The organism is Achromobacter sp. GW823-FHT04E03 (assembly GCF_058796095.1).
This window is the reverse complement of record NZ_JBXAIJ010000003.1, coordinates 641026-658366: the sequence shown is the minus strand read 5'-3', so window position 1 is coordinate 658366 and position 17341 is coordinate 641026. Positions and strand designations below refer to the sequence as shown.

At 67.0% G+C, this 17341-nt stretch carries 12 protein-coding genes; 5 read left to right on the top strand and 7 right to left on the bottom strand.

Features of this window, described 5'->3' with window-relative positions; genetic code table 11:
• Window positions 1-60: 60 nt before the first annotated feature.
• Genes AC1RHV_RS22590 through AC1RHV_RS22580 form a run of 3 tightly spaced genes read right to left on the bottom strand, consistent with a single transcriptional unit; the run spans window position 61 to window position 2719 of the window.
• Entirely contained in the window at window positions 61-825 is a 765-nt protein-coding gene (locus AC1RHV_RS22590; protein WP_492302020.1) for a polysaccharide deacetylase family protein, read from the bottom strand.
• On the bottom strand, window positions 822-1706 hold the full coding sequence (locus tag AC1RHV_RS22585; protein WP_054450433.1) for a polysaccharide deacetylase family protein: 885 nt from the start codon (window positions 1704-1706) through the stop codon (window positions 822-824). Before AC1RHV_RS22585 ends, AC1RHV_RS22590 begins: the two co-directional genes overlap by 4 nt.
• Window positions 1706-2719 (bottom strand): Bug family tripartite tricarboxylate transporter substrate binding protein, encoded by a 1014-nt coding sequence (locus AC1RHV_RS22580; protein WP_492302018.1) that lies wholly within the window; start codon window positions 2717-2719, stop codon window positions 1706-1708. The genes AC1RHV_RS22585 and AC1RHV_RS22580 overlap by 1 nt, the downstream gene beginning before the upstream one ends.
• Before the next feature lie 259 nt (window positions 2720-2978).
• On the opposite strand from AC1RHV_RS22580, the gene AC1RHV_RS22575 reads away from it, so the two are divergent.
• Window positions 2979-3749, top strand: coding sequence for an IclR family transcriptional regulator (locus AC1RHV_RS22575; RefSeq protein WP_082400661.1), 771 nt, complete (start codon window positions 2979-2981; stop codon window positions 3747-3749).
• A 67-nt stretch (window positions 3750-3816) separates the two neighbouring features.
• Here the strand turns inward: AC1RHV_RS22575 and AC1RHV_RS22570 are convergent, their stop codons facing one another.
• From AC1RHV_RS22570 to AC1RHV_RS22560, 3 genes are read right to left on the bottom strand one after another with little or no spacing between them, the layout of a single operon-like run.
• Window positions 3817-5262, bottom strand: a complete 1446-nt coding sequence (locus AC1RHV_RS22570; RefSeq protein ID WP_492302210.1) for an efflux transporter outer membrane subunit — start codon at window positions 5260-5262, stop codon at window positions 3817-3819.
• Between the two features lie 2 nt (window positions 5263-5264).
• On the bottom strand, window positions 5265-8438 hold the full coding sequence (locus tag AC1RHV_RS22565; protein WP_460360264.1) for an efflux RND transporter permease subunit: 3174 nt from the start codon (window positions 8436-8438) through the stop codon (window positions 5265-5267).
• Window positions 8435-9529, bottom strand: a complete 1095-nt coding sequence (locus AC1RHV_RS22560) for an efflux RND transporter periplasmic adaptor subunit (RefSeq protein WP_082400744.1) — start codon at window positions 9527-9529, stop codon at window positions 8435-8437. Before AC1RHV_RS22560 ends, AC1RHV_RS22565 begins: the two co-directional genes overlap by 4 nt.
• Before the next feature lie 232 nt (window positions 9530-9761).
• Between AC1RHV_RS22560 and AC1RHV_RS22555 the strand changes: the two genes are divergently transcribed.
• Window positions 9762-10385, top strand: a complete 624-nt coding sequence (locus AC1RHV_RS22555; RefSeq protein ID WP_119449046.1) for a TetR/AcrR family transcriptional regulator — start codon at window positions 9762-9764, stop codon at window positions 10383-10385.
• Between the two features lie 18 nt (window positions 10386-10403).
• On the opposite strand, the gene AC1RHV_RS22550 is transcribed toward AC1RHV_RS22555, so the two are convergent.
• Window positions 10404-10784, bottom strand: coding sequence for a VOC family protein (locus tag AC1RHV_RS22550; protein ID WP_054450441.1), 381 nt, complete (start codon window positions 10782-10784; stop codon window positions 10404-10406).
• A 147-nt stretch (window positions 10785-10931) separates the two neighbouring features.
• Between AC1RHV_RS22550 and AC1RHV_RS22545 the strand changes: the two genes are divergently transcribed.
• The 3 genes from AC1RHV_RS22545 (at window position 10932) to AC1RHV_RS22535 (ending at window position 17328) form a co-directional block, all read left to right on the top strand.
• Window positions 10932-12902, top strand: a complete 1971-nt coding sequence (locus AC1RHV_RS22545; protein ID WP_054450443.1) for a BCCT family transporter — start codon at window positions 10932-10934, stop codon at window positions 12900-12902.
• A gap of 177 nt (window positions 12903-13079) precedes the next feature.
• Window positions 13080-14207, top strand: coding sequence for an efflux RND transporter periplasmic adaptor subunit (locus AC1RHV_RS22540; RefSeq protein WP_119449047.1), 1128 nt, complete (start codon window positions 13080-13082; stop codon window positions 14205-14207).
• A gap of 16 nt (window positions 14208-14223) precedes the next feature.
• On the top strand, window positions 14224-17328 hold the full coding sequence (locus AC1RHV_RS22535) for a MexW/MexI family multidrug efflux RND transporter permease subunit (protein WP_492302015.1): 3105 nt from the start codon (window positions 14224-14226) through the stop codon (window positions 17326-17328).
• Window positions 17329-17341 lie beyond the last annotated feature (13 nt).

The window sequence follows — 17341 nt, the reverse complement described above, 5'->3', positions numbered from 1 at the left end:
ATTTTGGCGCCAATATTGCTCAGGGTTTACCAGTGCAAGCACGCCATCGGCGTCTTGCGTTCAGCGCGTAGGGGGGGAGGCGGCCAGCTCGGAGCAGGTCTTGAAGCTGGCGCCTGCGGCGCGGAAGCGCTCCAGCAATTGCTCGACTTTCACCAACCTGGCCGCGCGGCCGACGCCGTTGTCGGCGCGCGGATGCAGGGTCAGGCAGGCATAACCATCGGTCGCCAGCAGCGCATCGCCTTGCTCCACCCAGTGCGCATAGGCACGGTCCTGCGTCACGCGGCGGCTGAAATGGGTGGCGTCGCACAGGCCTTCGCTCCAGGGCAGCTCCACCATGCCGGGGCCGCCGTCCGCGTCCAGCGCGTAGGGGGCGTCGTCGTCGATGGCGCTGCTGTCGTAGCGATAGCCGAGCTGGTGGAGCAGCGGCACGGTATTGGCGGTAAACGCGCCGGCATAGCGAAAGCCTTGCGGGGCGGAGCCGGTCAGTTCGGCCAGCCGGTCGCGGGCCCGTTCCAGCACTTCGCCTTCGCGCTCGCCCAGCGCGGGCAGGTCTTCGTAGGCATTGCCGTGCGAGGCGGCCTCGTGGCCGTCGCGCAGGCTCTGCTCCAGCAGGCCGCGGCAGCGTTCGGCTTCGAATACCGGCCAGAACAGCGTGGCGCGGATGTCCTGGCGGCGCAGCATGTCCAGCACGCGCGCCAGGCCGCCGCCGTAGGTGTAGCGGCCATGCGCGTCGCGCCCGTGCAGCGAGGTTTCGGGCTGGGTCGCGGCTTCGGGGCCGATGCCCTGCACATTGATGGTGACCAGTACGGTTTTGTCGGCGCTCATGCGCTTCTCCAGGCGTCGGGGCGGGCCAGGCAGTGCCGCGCCAGCGCTTCCAGCGTCATGACGTGCACATCGGGTTGTGCGGCCAGATAGGCCAGGAAGCGGTCCAGCGCCGCGGCGCGGGCCGGCGTGCCGGAGCCGCCGGCGGCCTTGGGGTGTACGGTCAGGTGCACATAGCCTTCGGCTGCGCGCAGCGCCTCGAATTCCTGCACCCAGTTGTCATAGGCTTCCGCGGCGAGGCTGTGTCCCGAGAAGTAGAACGGATAGTCGTCCAGCGAGACCGTGTTGTTCGGCAGCATGATGAAGTCCGTCGTGTCCGCCGGCAGGTAGGGACGGTCCTGGTCCTTTTCGCTGGCGTCGTAGCAGTAACCCAGCCGCCGCAGCGCGGGCAGGGTGCGATGGCTCTTGCGGCCCGAGGGCGAGCACCAGCCCGCGGGCGTTACGCCCAGCTCGCGCTGGATGATGCGGTGGGTCTTTTCCAGCAGCGCGGGCTCGTCATCGCCCAGGTCCCAGGCTTCGTGCAGATAGCCGTGGGCGGCGATCTCGTGGCCCGCGTCCAGGATGTCGTGGAAGGTCGCCGGATAGTGCTCGACGTCATAGCCGCAGGCAAAGAACGTGGCCGGCATGCCGTGGCGCGCCAGGATCTCCAGATGCCGCGCCACGCCGCGGCGGATGGCATAGCGGCCCGCGGTGTGGGGACCGGCCGGGAACTGCTTGCGGCCGACCTCGACGGCGGGGCCGTCGACGTGGACGGTGACGCAGACCACCGCGCGCACCGGCGCGGCGCCCGCGGCGCGCAGGCCCTGCGCGCGCAGCTCGCGGTCCAGCGCCAGCCAGGGATTGGAGTGGGCGTCCACGGGGACGCCATAGGGTATGCGTTGCATCAGGTGGCCTTGATGTTGGCGCTCTTGATCAGCGTGCGCCACTTTTCGCTTTCGGTGGCGACGAAACGGCTCAGTTCTTGCGGGGTGCTGCCGTGCAGCTCCAGCCCGTTCTGCGTCAATTGCTCCAGGGCGGGCTGCTTGAGCGCGCTTTGCACGGCGCCATTGAGCGTCTGGACGATGGCGGCGGACGTGCCCGCGGGCGCGAACACGCCGTTCCAGCCTATGGCCTGATAGCCGGGAAAGCCCGATTCCGCCACGGTCGGCACGTCGGGCAGCGCCTGCGCGCGCTGCGCCGAGGTCACGGCCAGCGGGCGCGACTTGCCGCCGCGGATGAATTGCTGCTGGTTGATCACCACATCCATCAGGATCGGGAACTGTCCGCCCAGGAAGTCGTTGACCGCGGCTGCCGCGCCCTTGTACGGCACGCCGGGCAGGTCCAGGCCGGCCGTGGCCTTGAGCAGTTCCATGGCCAGGTGCGCAGAGCTGCCGTTCTGCGTGATGCCATAGAAGTACTTGCCCGGATTGGCCTTGATGATGGCGACCAGCTCCTGCAGCGTGCGCGCCGGAAACGACGGATGCACCACCAGCACGTTGTTGTAGTAGCAGACCATGGACACCGGTTCGAAGTCCTTGACCGGGTCATAGCCGATGTTCTCGTACAGGCTCTGGTTCACCGTGTGCGTACCGGTGGAGCCCAGCGCGATGGTGTAGCCGTCCGGCGCCGAACGCGCGGCCTGCTGGGTACCGATGTTGCCTGCGGCGCCACCCTTGTTGATGACGACCACGCTTTGTTTGAGCGCTTCGCCGATGCCCTGGGCCAGCGGACGCGCCACCAGGTCGGTGCCGCCGCCAGCGGGGAAGGGCACGATGAACTGGATGGCGCGTTCGGCCGGATAGCCGGCCGCCCAGGCGCGGCCGGGCCGCGCCAGCGCCGCGCTGGCCAAGGTGGCGGCCGAAGCCCCCAGGAAATGCCGGCGGCTGATGCCGCCCTTGGTGCCGCAAGACTGCTTCATGGATTTTCCCCTGATGTTTTCCGCAGGTGCAGTGGCGTGTTGGACGTCAATCTGCCCATTGCTTGAATATCATTATTCGATAAAAAATTATCTAATCCAATTAGTTTTTATCTATAAATGATAAAAAATAGAAAAACGATAGTTTGCGTCTGGAGGGAAATCAGGGTCTGGTAGTCAGCGCCTATGGCCCAGGCGCGCCGCGGGCATCCCTGTGATACGCTGCGCCCGATCCCGCGTTGTTCCCCGTCCCACGACCGCCATGTCCACCCTGAAGCGAGCCCTAGCGATACTTGACCTCTTCAGCCTGGAAACCCCGGTGCTGTCGGCGGAAGAGATCATTTCGCGCCTGTCGTATTCGGCGCCCACGGGCTACCGCTACATCCGCGATCTGACGGACCTGGGCTATCTGCTGCGCGTGACCGGCGAAGGCTACAAGCTGGGGCCGCGCATCATCGAACTGGACCACCTCATCATCGACGGCGATCCGGTGCTGGGCGTGGCGCGTCCGATCATGCGCGAGGTGGTGGATCAGGTGGGCGGCGACGTATTGCTCAGCGTGATCCACGGCCTGCGCATCCTCAACATCCACCACGAGCGCGGACCCGACGAACTGGGCATTCCGCACGGCCGCGGCCGCGCCCATCCGCTGTTCCGCGGCGCCACGGCCAAGACCATCGTGGCTTTCCTGCCGCGCAAGGATCAGCGCCGCCTGTACGAGGCCCATGCGGACGAGATCCGCGACCTGGGCCTGGGGGCGACGCAGGCCGAATTCACCGGCAAGCTGGACCGGATCCGGGTGCAGGGTTTTTATCTGGGAGTGGGCGAGATCTCGCCAGAACGGGCGGGCATCGCGGTGCCGGTGTTCCAGGAAGACCGGCGCGTGTTCGGCGCGCTGACCGTCACCTTTCTTGCGGCTCGGCTCAACACTATCGCGCAGGACAAGACCACGGCCTTGCTGCAGTCGGCCGCCCGCCGCATCGAATCGCTGGCGCTGGCCACCCGCATGAAGGAACAAGCCCCCGCGCCGTGAGCGCGAGGGCTTGCGTGCCGATCCGCCGCGGCCATGGCCGCGTGTCGCCGGATGTGGCCGGATGCGCCTATTGCTGCGCGGCGCGGGCCGGCGACCCCATGGCCTGGAACAGCGCCGCCGTTTCGGTCAGGCGCGCATTGGCGTATTCGATCTCGCGCAGGCGGGCCGCCACGTAGTGCTGCTCGGCGGCGTACTCGGTATATGGCGCCAGCGCGCCCAGCCGCACGCGGCTGGCGGTGTTGCGGTAGGACTGCTCCGCGGCGCGGCGCGACGCTTCGGCGGAGGCCAGCGCCTGCCCGTCGGCGTCCAGCCGCGACAGCGTGTCGGCCACGTCGCGGAAGGCGGTCAGCACGGTCTGCTTGTATTGCAGCAACGCGGCTTCGTAGCGTTCCTTGGCCGCGCTGCGCTCGGCCAGTAGCGCCCCGCCATGGAAGATAGGCTGCGTGAGCGAAGCGCCGATGGCCCAGACGGCGCCGGCGCCCGACATCGCAGCGGGCCAATTGAAGCCGCTCTTGCCCATGGACGCGGACAAGGACAGGCTGGGGAACAGCTGCGCGGTGGCCAAGCCCACGTCGGCCGCCGCGGCCTGCACCACCGCATCGGCGAACAGGATGTCCGGGCGCGCGGCCAGCAGTTCGGACGGCACCACCACCGGCACTTGTTGCGGCACGGCCAGCATGCTGAAGGCGAGATCGGGCGGAGCCTGGTCCGGATTGCGGCCCAGCAGCACCGCCAGCGCATGGCGCGTCGCATGCCAGCGCGCGCGCAGGCCGGGTAGCGACGCTTCCAGCGTGGCGGCGTCCTGGTCCGCGTCCAGCGCGTCGTTCTGCGAGGCCGAGCCCAGTTCGTAGCGGCGCTGCGTGTCGCGCGCGACCTGCCGCGCCAGCACCACCTGCTTCTCCGTCAACGCCACGCGTTCGGCCAGCGCCGCAGCAGTGATGGCGCCTGTGACGATGTTGCTGGCGAGCGAACGGCGGGCCGACTCCAGCTGAAAGGTCTGCTGCTCGACCTGGGCCGCGAGCGAGGCGTTGGCAAAACGCGCCGCGCCGAACAGGTCCAGGTCGTACTTGGCGTGGACCTGGCCGGTGAAGACGTTGTATTGCGCCGTCGGTTCGGGCAGGTTCGGCATGGTCAGCGCGCGCCGGCGGGAGGCATCGGCGCCCGCGTCGACCGAAGGCAGTAACGATGAATTCACCTGGCCGCGCAGCTGTTCGCGCGCGCCGGCCAGGTTGCGTTCGGCGGCGGCAAGGTCCGGGCTGTTGGCGAGACCTTCGGCCACCAGCGCGTTCAGCGCCTCTGATTCATAGCGCTTCCACCATTCGGGCACGGGCCGCGCGCCTTGCTCGAAGCGCTGCGCAACGCCCTGGGCGGCGGCGCTCGCGGGGGGCGTGGCTTCGACGCCGTACTGCGTCGGTTGCGCGACCGCGGGCGGCTTGCTGCTGGGCGCGAAGGCGCAGGCGCCCAGCGCCAGCATCAAGGGCAGGGCGGCCACGCGCAAGGAAAGTTGGGTCATCGTCATGCTCCCCGTTCCACCGTGTCGCCGGCGTTGGCGCCCGGCGGCACGCCTTCGGGTTCGTCGCGCTCGTCGTGGCGGACGCGGAACCACGCGGCATACAGGGCCGGCAGGAAGAACAGCGTCAGCACGGTGGCGATGGTGATGCCGCCCATCAGGGCGGTGGCCATGGGGCCGAAGAAGTTGCTGCGCAACAGCGGAATCAGCGCCAGCACGGCGGCCGCGGCCGTCAGCGTGATCGGGCGGAAACGCCGCACCGTGGCGCCGACGATGGCGTCCACGCGCTTGTGGCCGGCGCCGATGTCCTGTTCGATCTGATCCACCAGGATGACCGAATTGCGCATGATGATGCCGAACATGGCGATCACGCCCAGCATGGCCACGAAGCCGAAGGGCTTGCCGAACAGCAGCAACGCCGCGACCACGCCTATCAGCCCCAGCGGCGCGGTCAGCACCACCATCAGCACGCGGGCGAAGCTTTGCAGCTGCAGCATCAGCAGGGTCAGCACGGCCACCGCCATCAGCGGCATCTGGGCATTGATCGAGGACTGGCCTTTTGCGCTTTCCTCCACCGGGCCGCCCACCTCGATGCGGTAGCCGACGGGCAACCCGGCGCGCAGGGTGTTGAGCTTGGCATCGATGGCGCGGGTGACGTCTATGCCTTGCGCGCCCGCCGCGACGTCCGCCTGCACCGTGATGGTGGGCTGGCGGTCGCGTTCCCAGATGACGCCATACTCCAGGTCATAGCGCACGTGGCCCAGGCTGCCCAGCGGCACCGCGCCGTTGGGCGTGGGCATGGCCAGGGTGGCCAGGCGCGCGGGATCGATCCGCTCCTCTTGCGACGCGCGCAGGCTCACGGTGATCAGCTTGTCGCGTTCGCGGTATTGCGTGACCGCGTAGCCCGACAGGGTCATGGCCAGGAAGTCCGAGATATCGCTGGAACTGACGCCCAGCTCGCGCGCCTTTTGCTGGTCGATCTCGAAGCGTACCGAACGTTCGGACGGTTCGTCCCAGTCGAACTGCACATTGGTCGAGCGCGGATCGGCGCGGACCTCGGCGGCCACTTGCTCGGCCACGGCGCGCACGTCGGCGATCCTGTCGCCGCTCACGCGGAACTGCACCTGGAAGCCCACGGGCGGGCCGTTCTCCAGGCGCGACAGGCGGCTGCGTATGGCCGGGAACTGCTCGCGCAGCACGGGCTGCAACCATTGCGCGAGCTTCTCGCGGTCCTCCACCGAATGCGTGGTGATGACCAGCTGGGCAAAGTTCGGGGTGGCGAGCTGCTGGTCCAGCGGCAGGTAGAAGCGCGGTGCGCCGGTGCCAACGAAGCTGACCGAGTGATCGATTTCCGGACGGCCCTCCAGCGCCTTTTCCAGCCGCTCGACCTGGCGCAGCGTGGCCGCGAACGAGGCGCCTTCCTGCAGTCGCACGTCCACCAGCAGTTCGCTGCGGTCGGAACTGGGGAAGAACTGTTGTGGCACGAAGCGGAAGCAGGCCATGGACACGACGAAGATCAGCGCCGTGGCGCCCAGCACCAGGTAGCGGCGGTCCACGCACCAGCCCACCCAGCCGCGCAGGCGCTGATAAAAGCGGGTGTTGTAGATGTCGTGTTCGTGGTCGTCGGGCAGATGGGCTTCGCGCTTGCGTTCCGGCAGCATGCGGTAGCCCAGCAAAGGGATCAGCACCACGGCGGCGAACCACGAGGTGATCAGCGCGATGGCGGACACCTGGAAGATGGAACGGGTGTATTCGCCCGTGCTGGACTTGGCCAGCGCGATCGGCAGGAAGCCCGCCACCGTGACCAGCGTGCCGGTCAGCATGGGAAAGGCAGTGCTGGTGTAGGCGAATGCAGCGGCGCGCGCGCGGCTCCAGCCCTGTTCAAGCTTTACCGCCATCATCTCGACCGCGATGATGGCGTCGTCCACCAGCAGGCCCAGCGCCAGCACCAGCGTGCCCAGCGATACCTTGTGCAGGCCGATGCCGAACATGTCCATGAACAGCGCCGTGACCGCCAGCACCACCGGGATCGAGATGACCACCACCATGCCGGTGCGCAGGCCCAGGGACACCAGGCTCACCGCCAGCACGATGGCCACGGCTTCGGCCACGGAGCGCAGGAAGTCGTCGACCGAATGCGATACCGCCTTGGGCATGCTGGAGACTTCCTTCAGCGTCAGCCCGGCGGGCAACTGGGCCTGGAGTTCTTCGAACTTGGCGCTCAAAGCCTTGCCCAGATGGACCACGTCGCGCCCCGGCTGCATGGTGATGCCTATGCCCAGTACGGCGTTGCCGCCCAGCCGCATCTGCTCGATTGCCGGATCCTGGTAGCCGCGGCGGATGGTGGCGATGTCGCCCAGCCGGATCGATTTGCCGTTGACCCGGATCAGCGTGTCGGCCAGGACGCGGCTGTTGGCGTACTGGCCGCTGGGCCGCACGAAGATGCGGTCGTCGGCGGTGGTCAGCGTGCCCGCGCTCGTCACGGCGTTCTGGCTGTTAATGGCCTGGGCGATCTGCTGCGGCGACACGCCCAGCCGCGTGAGCTGGGTGTTGGAGATCTCGACGTAGATGTGCTCAGGCTGATCGCCGAAGTAGTCCACCTTGGCCACGCCCGGCACGCGCAGCAGCACGGTGCGCAGCCGGTCGGCGTAGTCATGCAGCTGCGCGGGCGAAAAGCCGTCGCCCTGCAGCGTGTAGATGTTGGTATAGACGTCGCCGAATTCGTCGTTGAAGAAGGGGCCTTGCACGCCCGGTGGCAGCGTGGCTGCAATGTCGCCGACCTTCTTGCGCACCTGGTACCACTGTTCGGCCACGGTGCTGGCGGGCGCGGAGTCCTTCATGGTGTAGAAGATCAGCGATTCGCCCGGCCGCGAGTAGCTGCGCATGAAGTCCGTGTTGGGGGCTTCCTGCAGCTTCTTGGCGATGCGGTCGGTGACCTGCTCCTGCACCTGCTGCGCAGTGGCGCCGGGCCATAGCGTCTTGATGACCATGACGCGGAAGGTGAAAGGCGGATCTTCCGATTGCGCCAGCTTCGAGTACGACAGGACGCCGAAGAGCGTGATCAGCGTGATGATGAAGATGACCAGCGGCTGGTGCCGCAGCGCCCATGCCGACAGGTTGAACCGGCCTTCCTCGTGGCGAGGCGCCTGCACGGAAGCGTCATGCTGCGGGCCGCTCATGAGGCGAAATCCTCGGGATGCAGCGGCGGCACGGCGCGGACTTTCTCACCGGCGGCCACCGCGTGCACGCCTTGCCAGACCACGCGTTCGCCCGCCTGCAGGCCCTTGGACAGGGTGACGGTGCGGGCGTCGTAGCGCAGCACCTCGACGCGGCGCAGCTCCAGCGTGTCGGCGTCCGGCTTGACGATCCACACGGCGGGCGCGGGGCCGTCATGGAACAGCGCGGTGGCCGGCACGGTGTAGGTCGTCAGGTTTTCGCCGGAGCGGTTGTCGAAGCTGATATTGGCCGTCATGCCCAGGCGCACGTCCGGGGTCGGGGATTCCAGCGTGAGCTTGGCGCGATAGGTGCGGCTTTGCGGATCCGCGGCCGGCGCGATCTCGCGCAGCACCGCGGAGAACGTCTGGCCGGGCAGCGGGCCGAGCGTGACGCTGGCGCGTTGGCCGATGGCCAGGCCCGCCAGCACGCTTTCCGGCACGTCGCAGATGGCGTCGATGTCGCCGGACCAGGCCAGGCTGTAGACCGGTTCGCCGGCGGCCACGTTCTGTCCGGTGTCCGCCTGCTCCGCGGTGATGACGCCAGCATGGTCGGCCTGCAACGTGGTGTATTTGAGCTGGTCGGCCGCCAACGCTGCCTGCTGTTGAGCTTGGTCGCGTTGCGCCAATGCCGCGGCGTAGGCGTTGCGGGTCTGTTCCAGCTGGGTCGCGGCGATCAGGTTTTCGCGGGCTTGGGCGCGGTCGCGGTCCAGCTGCTGGCGCGCGTAGTCCAGCTGGTGCTGGGCCGCCGACAGCTGTGCGCGGGCGCTGGCCGCGTTCTTGGCGGCGTCGGCCGGATCCAGTTTGGCGACGATCTGCCCGGGGGTGACGGCATCGCCCAGCCGGACCTGGCGCTCGATGATCTTGCCATTGACCCGGAACGACAGCGGGGTGCTGTAGCGCGCCTGCACTTCGCCAGGCAGCGTCCAGGCCGGCAGGCGTTCATCGGCCTGGGCGGGCATGGCGACCACAGGGCGCGGCGCGGGCGGCGGCGCTTCATTGCGGCCGCAGGCAGCGAGCAGCAGAGCGAGTGACGCGGCGGCAGGCAGCGACCACAGGCGCGGCCAATGGCGGGAGCGGTTGGAGGGTGAAAGCGGCGCCGCAGAGGCGGCCGCGGCGGCGCGCGCGGCAAAGCGCGCGGCAGGGCCAGGGCAAGTCACGGAACACCTCGCGGCGCGGAGATTCGGGAATAAGGGCCGGTTTCGACCCGATACGGCCTGGATTCTAATACATGTATGAATTCGAATTCAATATTGAATCTGAAATGCTCCCCAGTGCTAAACTCCCGCCATGTCAAAAGTCCGCCTTACGCGAGAGCAAAGCCGTGACCAGACGCGCCAGCGTCTGCTCGACGCTGCGCAATCGATCTTTCTTGCCAAGGGATTCGTGGCTGCCAGCGTGGAGGACATCGCCGAGCAGGCGGGGTACACGCGCGGGGCCTTTTATTCCAACTTCACCAGCAAGTCCGAACTGTTCCTGCAACTGCTCAGGCGCGATCACGAGAGCGTGATGAGCGACATGCGCGCCATCTTCGAGGACGGCGAATCGCGTCCGCAGATGGAAGCCCGCGTGCTGGAGTACTACTCCACGCATTACCGCGAGAACGACTGTTTCCTGCTGTGGATGGAAGGCAAGTTGCAGGCGGCGCGCGATCCGGATTTCCGGGCTGGCTTCGTGGCTTGCATGCGGGAATTGCGCGAAGCCACCACGGAATACATTCGCCAGTTTTCTGCGCGGGTCGGCACGCCGCTACGCATGCCGCCGGAACAGATGGCACTGGGCCTGCTGGCCCTGTCGGACGGCATGCAGTTCAGCTATGCCTTCGACCCGCAGGCCGTCACGCCGGAAATGACCGAGGCCGTGCTGGCCGGTTTCTTCCGCAGCGTGGTCTTCGGCGAACCGAAGACCGACTAAGGCGGCCGGTTCCCGGCCTCAGGCCAGCAATTCCGAGATTTCGATGAGATTCAGGTCCGGGTCGCGCAGGTAGACCGAGCGGATCTTGCCGGTGGCGCCAGTGCGCGGCACGGGGCCTTCGATGATCCGGGCGCCTTCGCGGTTCAGATGCGCGATCACGTCTTCCAGCGGGCGATCGGCGATGAAGCACAGGTCCAGCGCGCCCGGTACGGGCAGGTGGGCCTTGGGTTCGAACTCATGGCCGCGCACGTGCAGGTTGATCTTCTGGTTGCCGAAGCGCAGCGCCTGGCGGCCTTCGCCAAAGGTTTCCAGGCGCATGCCCAGGATCCGGGTATAGAAGTCCACCGTGGCGTCGGGGTCGGTACAGGTCAGGACCAGATGGTCCAGGTGATCGATCATGGGATATCTCTCCTCTGGCCGGCCCGGCTTGCGGTTTCAGATTGTCAGACGGCCTTAGGCCGTGATAGTAATACTTGCGGCGCGCGGCCGGACTGAGGGGGGACGCGTGCTGGGAATTTCCAACCCTCGGGCGAAAGGAGCGGCAGCATGACTTCAGAAACCCGACCATCCACCATCAATCGCCCAGTGTTCTTTCCGGCGGCCGTGTTCACGCTGCTGCTGGTGGGGTTCGCGATCCTGGCGCCCAAGGTCGCGCAAAGCCTGTTCGAGTCCGTGCAGGGCTGGATATTGGGCAACGCCAGCTGGTTCTATATCCTGGTCGTGGCCATCATCCTGATCGCGGTGGTATTCCTGGCGGTCAGCCGGTATGGCGACATCAAGCTGGGACCCGACCACAGCGAACCCGATTACCGCAACTTCACCTGGTTCGCGATGCTGTTCTCCGCGGGCATGGGGATCGGCCTGATGTTCTTCGGCGTGGCCGAGCCCGTGATGCACTTCATCGCGCCGCCCGTGGGCGAGGGGGGCACCGCCCTTGCGGCCCGTGAAGCCATGAAGATCACCTTCTTCCACTGGGGCCTGCATGCCTGGGCCATCTACGCGGTGGTGGCGCTGATCCTGGCATTCTTCAGCTATCGGCACGGGCTGCCGCTGACCCTGCGTTCGGCGCTGTATCCGCTGATCGGCAACCGCATCCACGGGCCCATCGGGCATGCCGTCGACATCTTCGCCATCATCGGCACGGTGCTGGGCGTGGCGACTTCGCTGGGCCTGGGCGTGGCGCAGATCAACAGCGGCCTGAACCATCTGTTCGGCATTCCGGTGGGCGTGACCACGCAGATCATCCTGGTCATCGTCACCTGCGGCCTGGCGACCTTGTCGGTGGCCAGCGGCCTGGACAAGGGGATCCGCATCCTGTCCGAGACCAATCTGGTGCTGGCGGCGGTGCTGCTGCTGTTCGTGCTGGTGGTCGGCCCGACGGTGTTCCTGTTTCAGACCTTTGTTCAGAACACCGGCGCCTACCTGTCTGACATCGTCAACAAGACCTTCAACCTGTATGCCTACGAACCCACCGACTGGATCGGCGGCTGGACGCTGTTCTACTGGGGCTGGTGGATTGCGTGGTCGCCCTTTGTGGGCCTGTTCATCGCGCGCATCTCGCGCGGCCGCACCATCCGCGAATTCGTCACCGGCGTGCTGCTGGTGCCGGCCGGCTTCACGCTGTTCTGGATGACGGTGTTCGGCGATACCGCCATCCACATGATCCTGGTCGACAAGGTGCAGGGCCTGGCGGAAGTGGTGCAGGCCGATTCTTCCTTGGCGCTGTTCGCCTTCCTGGAACAATTGCCCTGGAGCGGGGTGCTGTCCGTCGTCGCGATCGCGATGGTGGCGGTGTTCTTCGTGACCTCGGCCGACTCGGGCGCGCTGGTGGTCGACCTGCTGGCCTCCGGCGGTTCGGACCGCACGCCCGTGTGGCAACGCATCTTCTGGTCGGTGCTGATGGGGGCGGTGGCGATCGCGCTGCTGCTGGCCGATGGCCTCACGGCCCTGCAAACCGCGACCATCGCCAGCGCGCTGCCTTTCTCCATCATTCTGCTGCTGTCGCTGTGGGGCCTGTTCAAGGCGCTCAAGCTGGACGCGACCAAGCGCGGCATCCGCTACCAGTCGCTGACCTTGTCACGCCCCGCGCGCGGCGGACAGTCATGGGAGCGGCGCCTGCGCAACATGGTCATGATGCCGCGCCGCGCCCATGTGCAGCGCTTCATCAGCGACGTGGTGCGGCCCGCCATGGAAGACGTGGCGGACGAACTGCGCAAGCAGGGCTACCAGGTGGAAGTGCGCGAGCACGGCAACGACGAGGGCGTGATCATGGAAGTCTCCCATGGCGAGCACCTGGACTTTTCCTACGCGGTGCAGCCCGAGGCTTTCGTGCGTCCCAGTCTCACGCCCGAGGAAGCGGCCGACGAGGACGAGCGCAAGTACTTCCGCGCCGAGGTCCACCTGCGCGAAGGCGGGCAGGATTACGACATCATGGGCTGGAGCCGCGACGCCGTCATCGGCGACATCCTGGACCAGTACGAACGGCATCGCCACTATCTGCACATGGTGCGGACCTAGCCGCGTTGCGCTCCACGAAACCGCCAGCCTGCTGGCGGTTTTTTTTTGCCCACACGGCCCGCAGGGGCTTGCGCGCCATAGTCCGCCGCTATGCAGGGGATTGGATTAACCCTTTTGACGAAATGCCCGATATCGTGGATTATCCAAGAACATTCTTTGATAAATAGCGAGTCAATCATGAAGGCGAAATCAGGAGCGTGGGCGGCCGGGGTCGTGGCGCTGGCGCTGGCGGGCGGCGGACTGTACTGGAAGTACGGCGGCGCGCAGCAAAAGGGCGGCTGGGCCATGGCGCCGGCCAAGGTCGCGGTGGCCGCCGCGCGGCAGGCGGACTTCCCTGTCACGCTGAGCGGCATCGGCTCGCTGGAGGCGGCGCGCCAGGTGCAGGTAGCGGCCGAAGTGGACGGCCGGGTCGACCGTATCCTGTTCGCCTCGGGCGCGCAGGTCCAGGCCGGCCAGTTGCTGGTGCAATTGAACGACGCGCCCGAGCAGGGCGAACTGGCCCGGCTGCAGGCCCAGGCGCGCAATGCGCGCGCCTTGCTGGACCGCACCCGCCGCCTGCTGCCGCAACAGGCCGCCACGCGCGAACAACTGGACCAGGCGCAGGCCGACTACGACCAGGCCGCGGGCGACATCAAGCGCGTGCAGGCCTTGATCGAGCAAAAGCGCATCAAAGCGCCGTTTGACGGCGTGCTGGGCGTGCGCCGCGTGAACCTGGGGCAATTCGCTCGCGCCGGCGATCCGCTGGTATCGCTGACCGACGCTTCCGCCATGTACGCCAACATCACCCTGCCCGAGCAGGCCATGGGCGCGTTGCGCGCGGGCCAGCCGGTGGCGGTGACCGTGGACGCCCATGCGGGACGCGTCTTCGAAGGTCAGATCACCACTGTGGAGCCGCAAGTGGACGCAGGGTCGCGCACCGTGCGCGTGCAGGCGACCCTGCCGAACGCCGACGGCGCGCTCGCGGCCGGCATGTATGCCCAGGGCCAGATCGGCCTGCCCGCGCGTCCCGGCGTGATCACCGTGCCGGAAACCGCGGTCAGTTACAGCGCCTATGGCGATTCCGTCTACGTGCTGAACCCGCCCAAGGCGGGCGAGGCGTCCGCCGGCCCGACGGTCCGCCAGGCCTATGTGAAGACGGCCGAGCGCGTGCGCGGCCGCGTGGTCGTGACCGAAGGCTTGCAGGCGGGCGACCAGGTCGTGACCTCAGGCCAGCTGCGCCTGCACAACGGCGCGGCGGTCGAGGTCGGCGTCGAGGACACCGTGGCGTTGGACGCCGCGCAGCAGACCGTGGCGCAAGTCCGGTAAGGGCGCGGAGCAGAACATGAAATTCACCGATCTCTTCGTGCGCCGGCCAGTGCTGGCGCTGGTGGTCAGCACGCTGATCCTGCTGCTGGGCATCAAGGCCCTGAGCGGCCTGCCGGTGCGGCAGTATCCGCTGACCGAAAGTACCACCATCACCATCACCACCCAGTATCCGGGCGCTTCGCCCGACCTCATGCAAGGCTTCGTCACCCAGCCCATCGCGCAGTCCGTGGCCACGGTGGAAGGCATCGACTACCTGTCGTCTTCCTCCACGCAAGGCCGTAGCGTGATCACGGTGCGGATGAAGCTGAACGCCGACTCCAACAAGGCCATGACGGAGGTGATGGCCAAGGTCAACGAGGTCAAGTACCGCCTGCCGCAGGACGTCTACGACCCCGTGCTGGTCAAGTCCGCCGGCGAGGCGACCGCCGTGGCCTATGTCGGCTTTTCCAGCAGCACCTTGTCGCTGGCGTCCCTGACGGATTATCTGTCGCGCGTGGTGCAGCCGCAGCTCTCGTCCATCGACGGCGTGGCCAGCGTGGAACTCTACGGCGGGCAAAAACTGGCCATGAGGGTGTGGCTGGACCCGAACCGGATGGCGGCGCGCGGCATTTCCGCGGGCGAACTGGCCGACGCGCTGCGCGACAACAACGTGCAGGCGGCGCCGGGGCAGGCCAAGGGCCTGTACGTGGTGTCCAACATCCAGGTCAACACGGACCTGGTCAACGTCGCGGAATTCCGCGACATGGTGGTCAAGCGCGAGGGCGACGCGATCGTGCGCCTGGGCGACGTGGCCACGGTGGAACTGGGCGCGGCATCCACCGATTCCAGCGGCCTGATGGACGGCGAGCCGGCGGTGTACTTCGGCCTTAACGCCACGCCGGTGGGCAATCCGCTGGTGATCGTCAAACGCCTGAACGAGTTGCTGCCCAACATCAAGCAGAACCTGCCGCCCGGCACCAGCGTACAGGTGCCGTTCGAGCTGGCCCGCTTCATCAGCGCTTCCATCGATGGCGTGGTGCATACGCTGATCGAGGCCATCGCCATCGTGGTGGTGGTGATCTTCCTGTGCCTGGGTTCCTTGCGCGCCGTGCTGATTCCGGTGCTGACCATTCCCCTGTCCATGCTGGGCGGGGCTGCCATCATGGCGCTGTTCGGCTTCAGCGTGAACCTGCTGACCTTGCTGGCCATGGTGCTGGCTATCGGCCTGGTGGTGGACGACGCCATCGTGGTCGTGGAAAACGTGCACCGCCACATCGAAGAGGGCAAGTCGCCGGTGCGCGCGGCCCTCATCGGCGCGCGCGAAGTGGCGGGGCCTGTGATCGCGATGACCATCACGCTGGCCGCGGTCTACGCGCCGATCGGCCTGATGGGCGGGCTTACTGGTTCGCTCTTCAAGGAGTTCGCCTTCACCCTGGCCGGGTCCGTGGTCGTGTCGGGCGTCATTGCGCTGACCTTGTCGCCCGTGATGAGCTCGTTCCTGCTCAACAGCCGGGTCTCCGAGGGCTGGATGGCGCGCCGCGCCGAGCATTTCTTCGGACGCCTGGGCGATGCCTATGGCCGCGTGCTGGACGTCTCGCTGCATCACCGATGGGTGACCGGGCTGATTGCCGTGGCGGTACTGGCGAGCCTGCCGTTCCTCTACAACGCCGCGCAGCGCGAGCTGGCGCCGGTCGAAGACCAGTCGACAGTGCTGACCGCGATCAAGTCGCCGCAGCACGCCAATATCGACTACGTGGAGAAATTCGGCCGCAAGTGGGACGACGTCATGAAGACCCTGCCGGAACAGCAGGGGCGCTGGCTGATCAACGGTTCCGACGGCGTCTCCAACAGCATCGGCGGCGTGGACTTCGTGCCTTGGGAAAAGCGCGAGCGTTCGGCCGACCAGATCCAGGCCGACATGCAGGCTATGGTGAACCAGGTCGAGGGCAGCAATATCTTCGCCTTCCAGCTGCCGTCCCTGCCGGGCTCCACCGGCGGGCTGCCGGTACAGATGGTCATCATGAGCGCGTCCGACTATCCGGTGGTCTATGAGGCCATGGAGGGCCTGAAGAAGGCGGCGCGTGAAAGCGGCTTGTTCATGGTGGTCGACAGCGACCTGGACTACAACAATCCGGTGGTGCAACTGAAGGTGGACCGCGCCAAGGCCAACAGCCTGGGTGTCACCATGAAGGCCATCGGCGACACGCTGGCCGTGCTGGTGGGCGAGAACTACGTGAACCGCTTCGGCATGGACGGCCGTTCCTACGACGTTATTCCGCAGAGCCTGCGCGAACAGCGTATTTCGCCGGAGTCGCTGGCGCGCTACTACGTCAAGAGCGCCAGCGGCGCGCAGGTGCCGCTGTCCAACCTTGTGACCGTGTCCATGGGGGTGGAGCCCAACAAGCTGACGCAGTTCAACCAGCTCAACGCGGCCACCTTCCAGGCCATTCCGATGCCTGGTGTGACCATGGGCGATGCGGTGCAGTTCCTGACCCAGCAAGCCCAGTTCCTGCCTGCGGGCTTCAGCTACGACTGGCAGTCGGACGCGCGCCAGTACAGCCAGGAAGGCTCGGCGCTGATGATCACCTTCATCTTCGCCATCATCGTGATCTACCTGGTGCTGGCGGCGCAATACGAGAGCCTGCGCGACCCCTTCATCATCCTGGTGAGCGTGCCCATGTCGATCTGCGGCGCGCTGATACCGCTGGCGCTGGGCATGGCTACCGTCAACATCTATACCCAGATCGGGCTGGTGACGCTGATCGGCCTGATCAGCAAGCACGGCATCCTGATGGTGGAGTTCGCCAATGAAATGCAGGTCAGCTACGGGCTGGACCGGCGCACCGCGATGGAGCAGGCCGCCCGCATCCGGCTGCGTCCCATCCTGATGACGACCGCCGCCATGGTCATGGGCTTGATCCCGTTGCTGTTCGCCAGCGGCGCGGGCGCACACAGCCGCTACAGCCTGGGCCTGGTCATCGTGGTGGGCCTGCTGGTGGGCACGCTGTTTACGTTGTTCGTGCTGCCCACCGTCTACACCGTATTCGCCCGCGACCACCGCGCAGCGCACGACACGCCGCGCGCCCGGGAACTGGCGCTGGCCCAGGCCGAGGACGCCGCGGCGCCCGGCGCCTCCGCCTAGCCGAAGGAAACCA

Bases quoted from the DNA above. Each gene is read 5' to 3' on its own strand.
- AC1RHV_RS22545 (WP_054450443.1), top strand. From the start codon at position 10,932: ATGACTTCAGAAACCCGACCATCCACCATCAATCGCCCAGTGTTCTTT.
- AC1RHV_RS22565 (WP_460360264.1), bottom strand. From the start codon at position 8,438: ATGAGCGGCCCGCAGCATGACGCTTCCGTGCAGGCGCCTCGCCACGAG.
- AC1RHV_RS22575 (WP_082400661.1), top strand. From the start codon at position 2,979: ATGTCCACCCTGAAGCGAGCCCTAGCGATACTTGACCTCTTCAGCCTG.
- AC1RHV_RS22580 (WP_492302018.1), bottom strand. From the start codon at position 2,719: ATGAAGCAGTCTTGCGGCACCAAGGGCGGCATCAGCCGCCGGCATTTC.
- AC1RHV_RS22540 (WP_119449047.1), top strand. From the start codon at position 13,080: ATGAAGGCGAAATCAGGAGCGTGGGCGGCCGGGGTCGTGGCGCTGGCG.
- AC1RHV_RS22555 (WP_119449046.1), top strand. From the start codon at position 9,762: ATGTCAAAAGTCCGCCTTACGCGAGAGCAAAGCCGTGACCAGACGCGC.
- AC1RHV_RS22535 (WP_492302015.1), top strand. From the start codon at position 14,224: ATGAAATTCACCGATCTCTTCGTGCGCCGGCCAGTGCTGGCGCTGGTG.
- AC1RHV_RS22550 (WP_054450441.1), bottom strand. From the start codon at position 10,784: ATGATCGATCACCTGGACCATCTGGTCCTGACCTGTACCGACCCCGAC.
- AC1RHV_RS22570 (WP_492302210.1), bottom strand. From the start codon at position 5,262: ATGACCCAACTTTCCTTGCGCGTGGCCGCCCTGCCCTTGATGCTGGCG.
- AC1RHV_RS22585 (WP_054450433.1), bottom strand. From the start codon at position 1,706: ATGCAACGCATACCCTATGGCGTCCCCGTGGACGCCCACTCCAATCCC.
- AC1RHV_RS22590 (WP_492302020.1), bottom strand. From the start codon at position 825: ATGAGCGCCGACAAAACCGTACTGGTCACCATCAATGTGCAGGGCATC.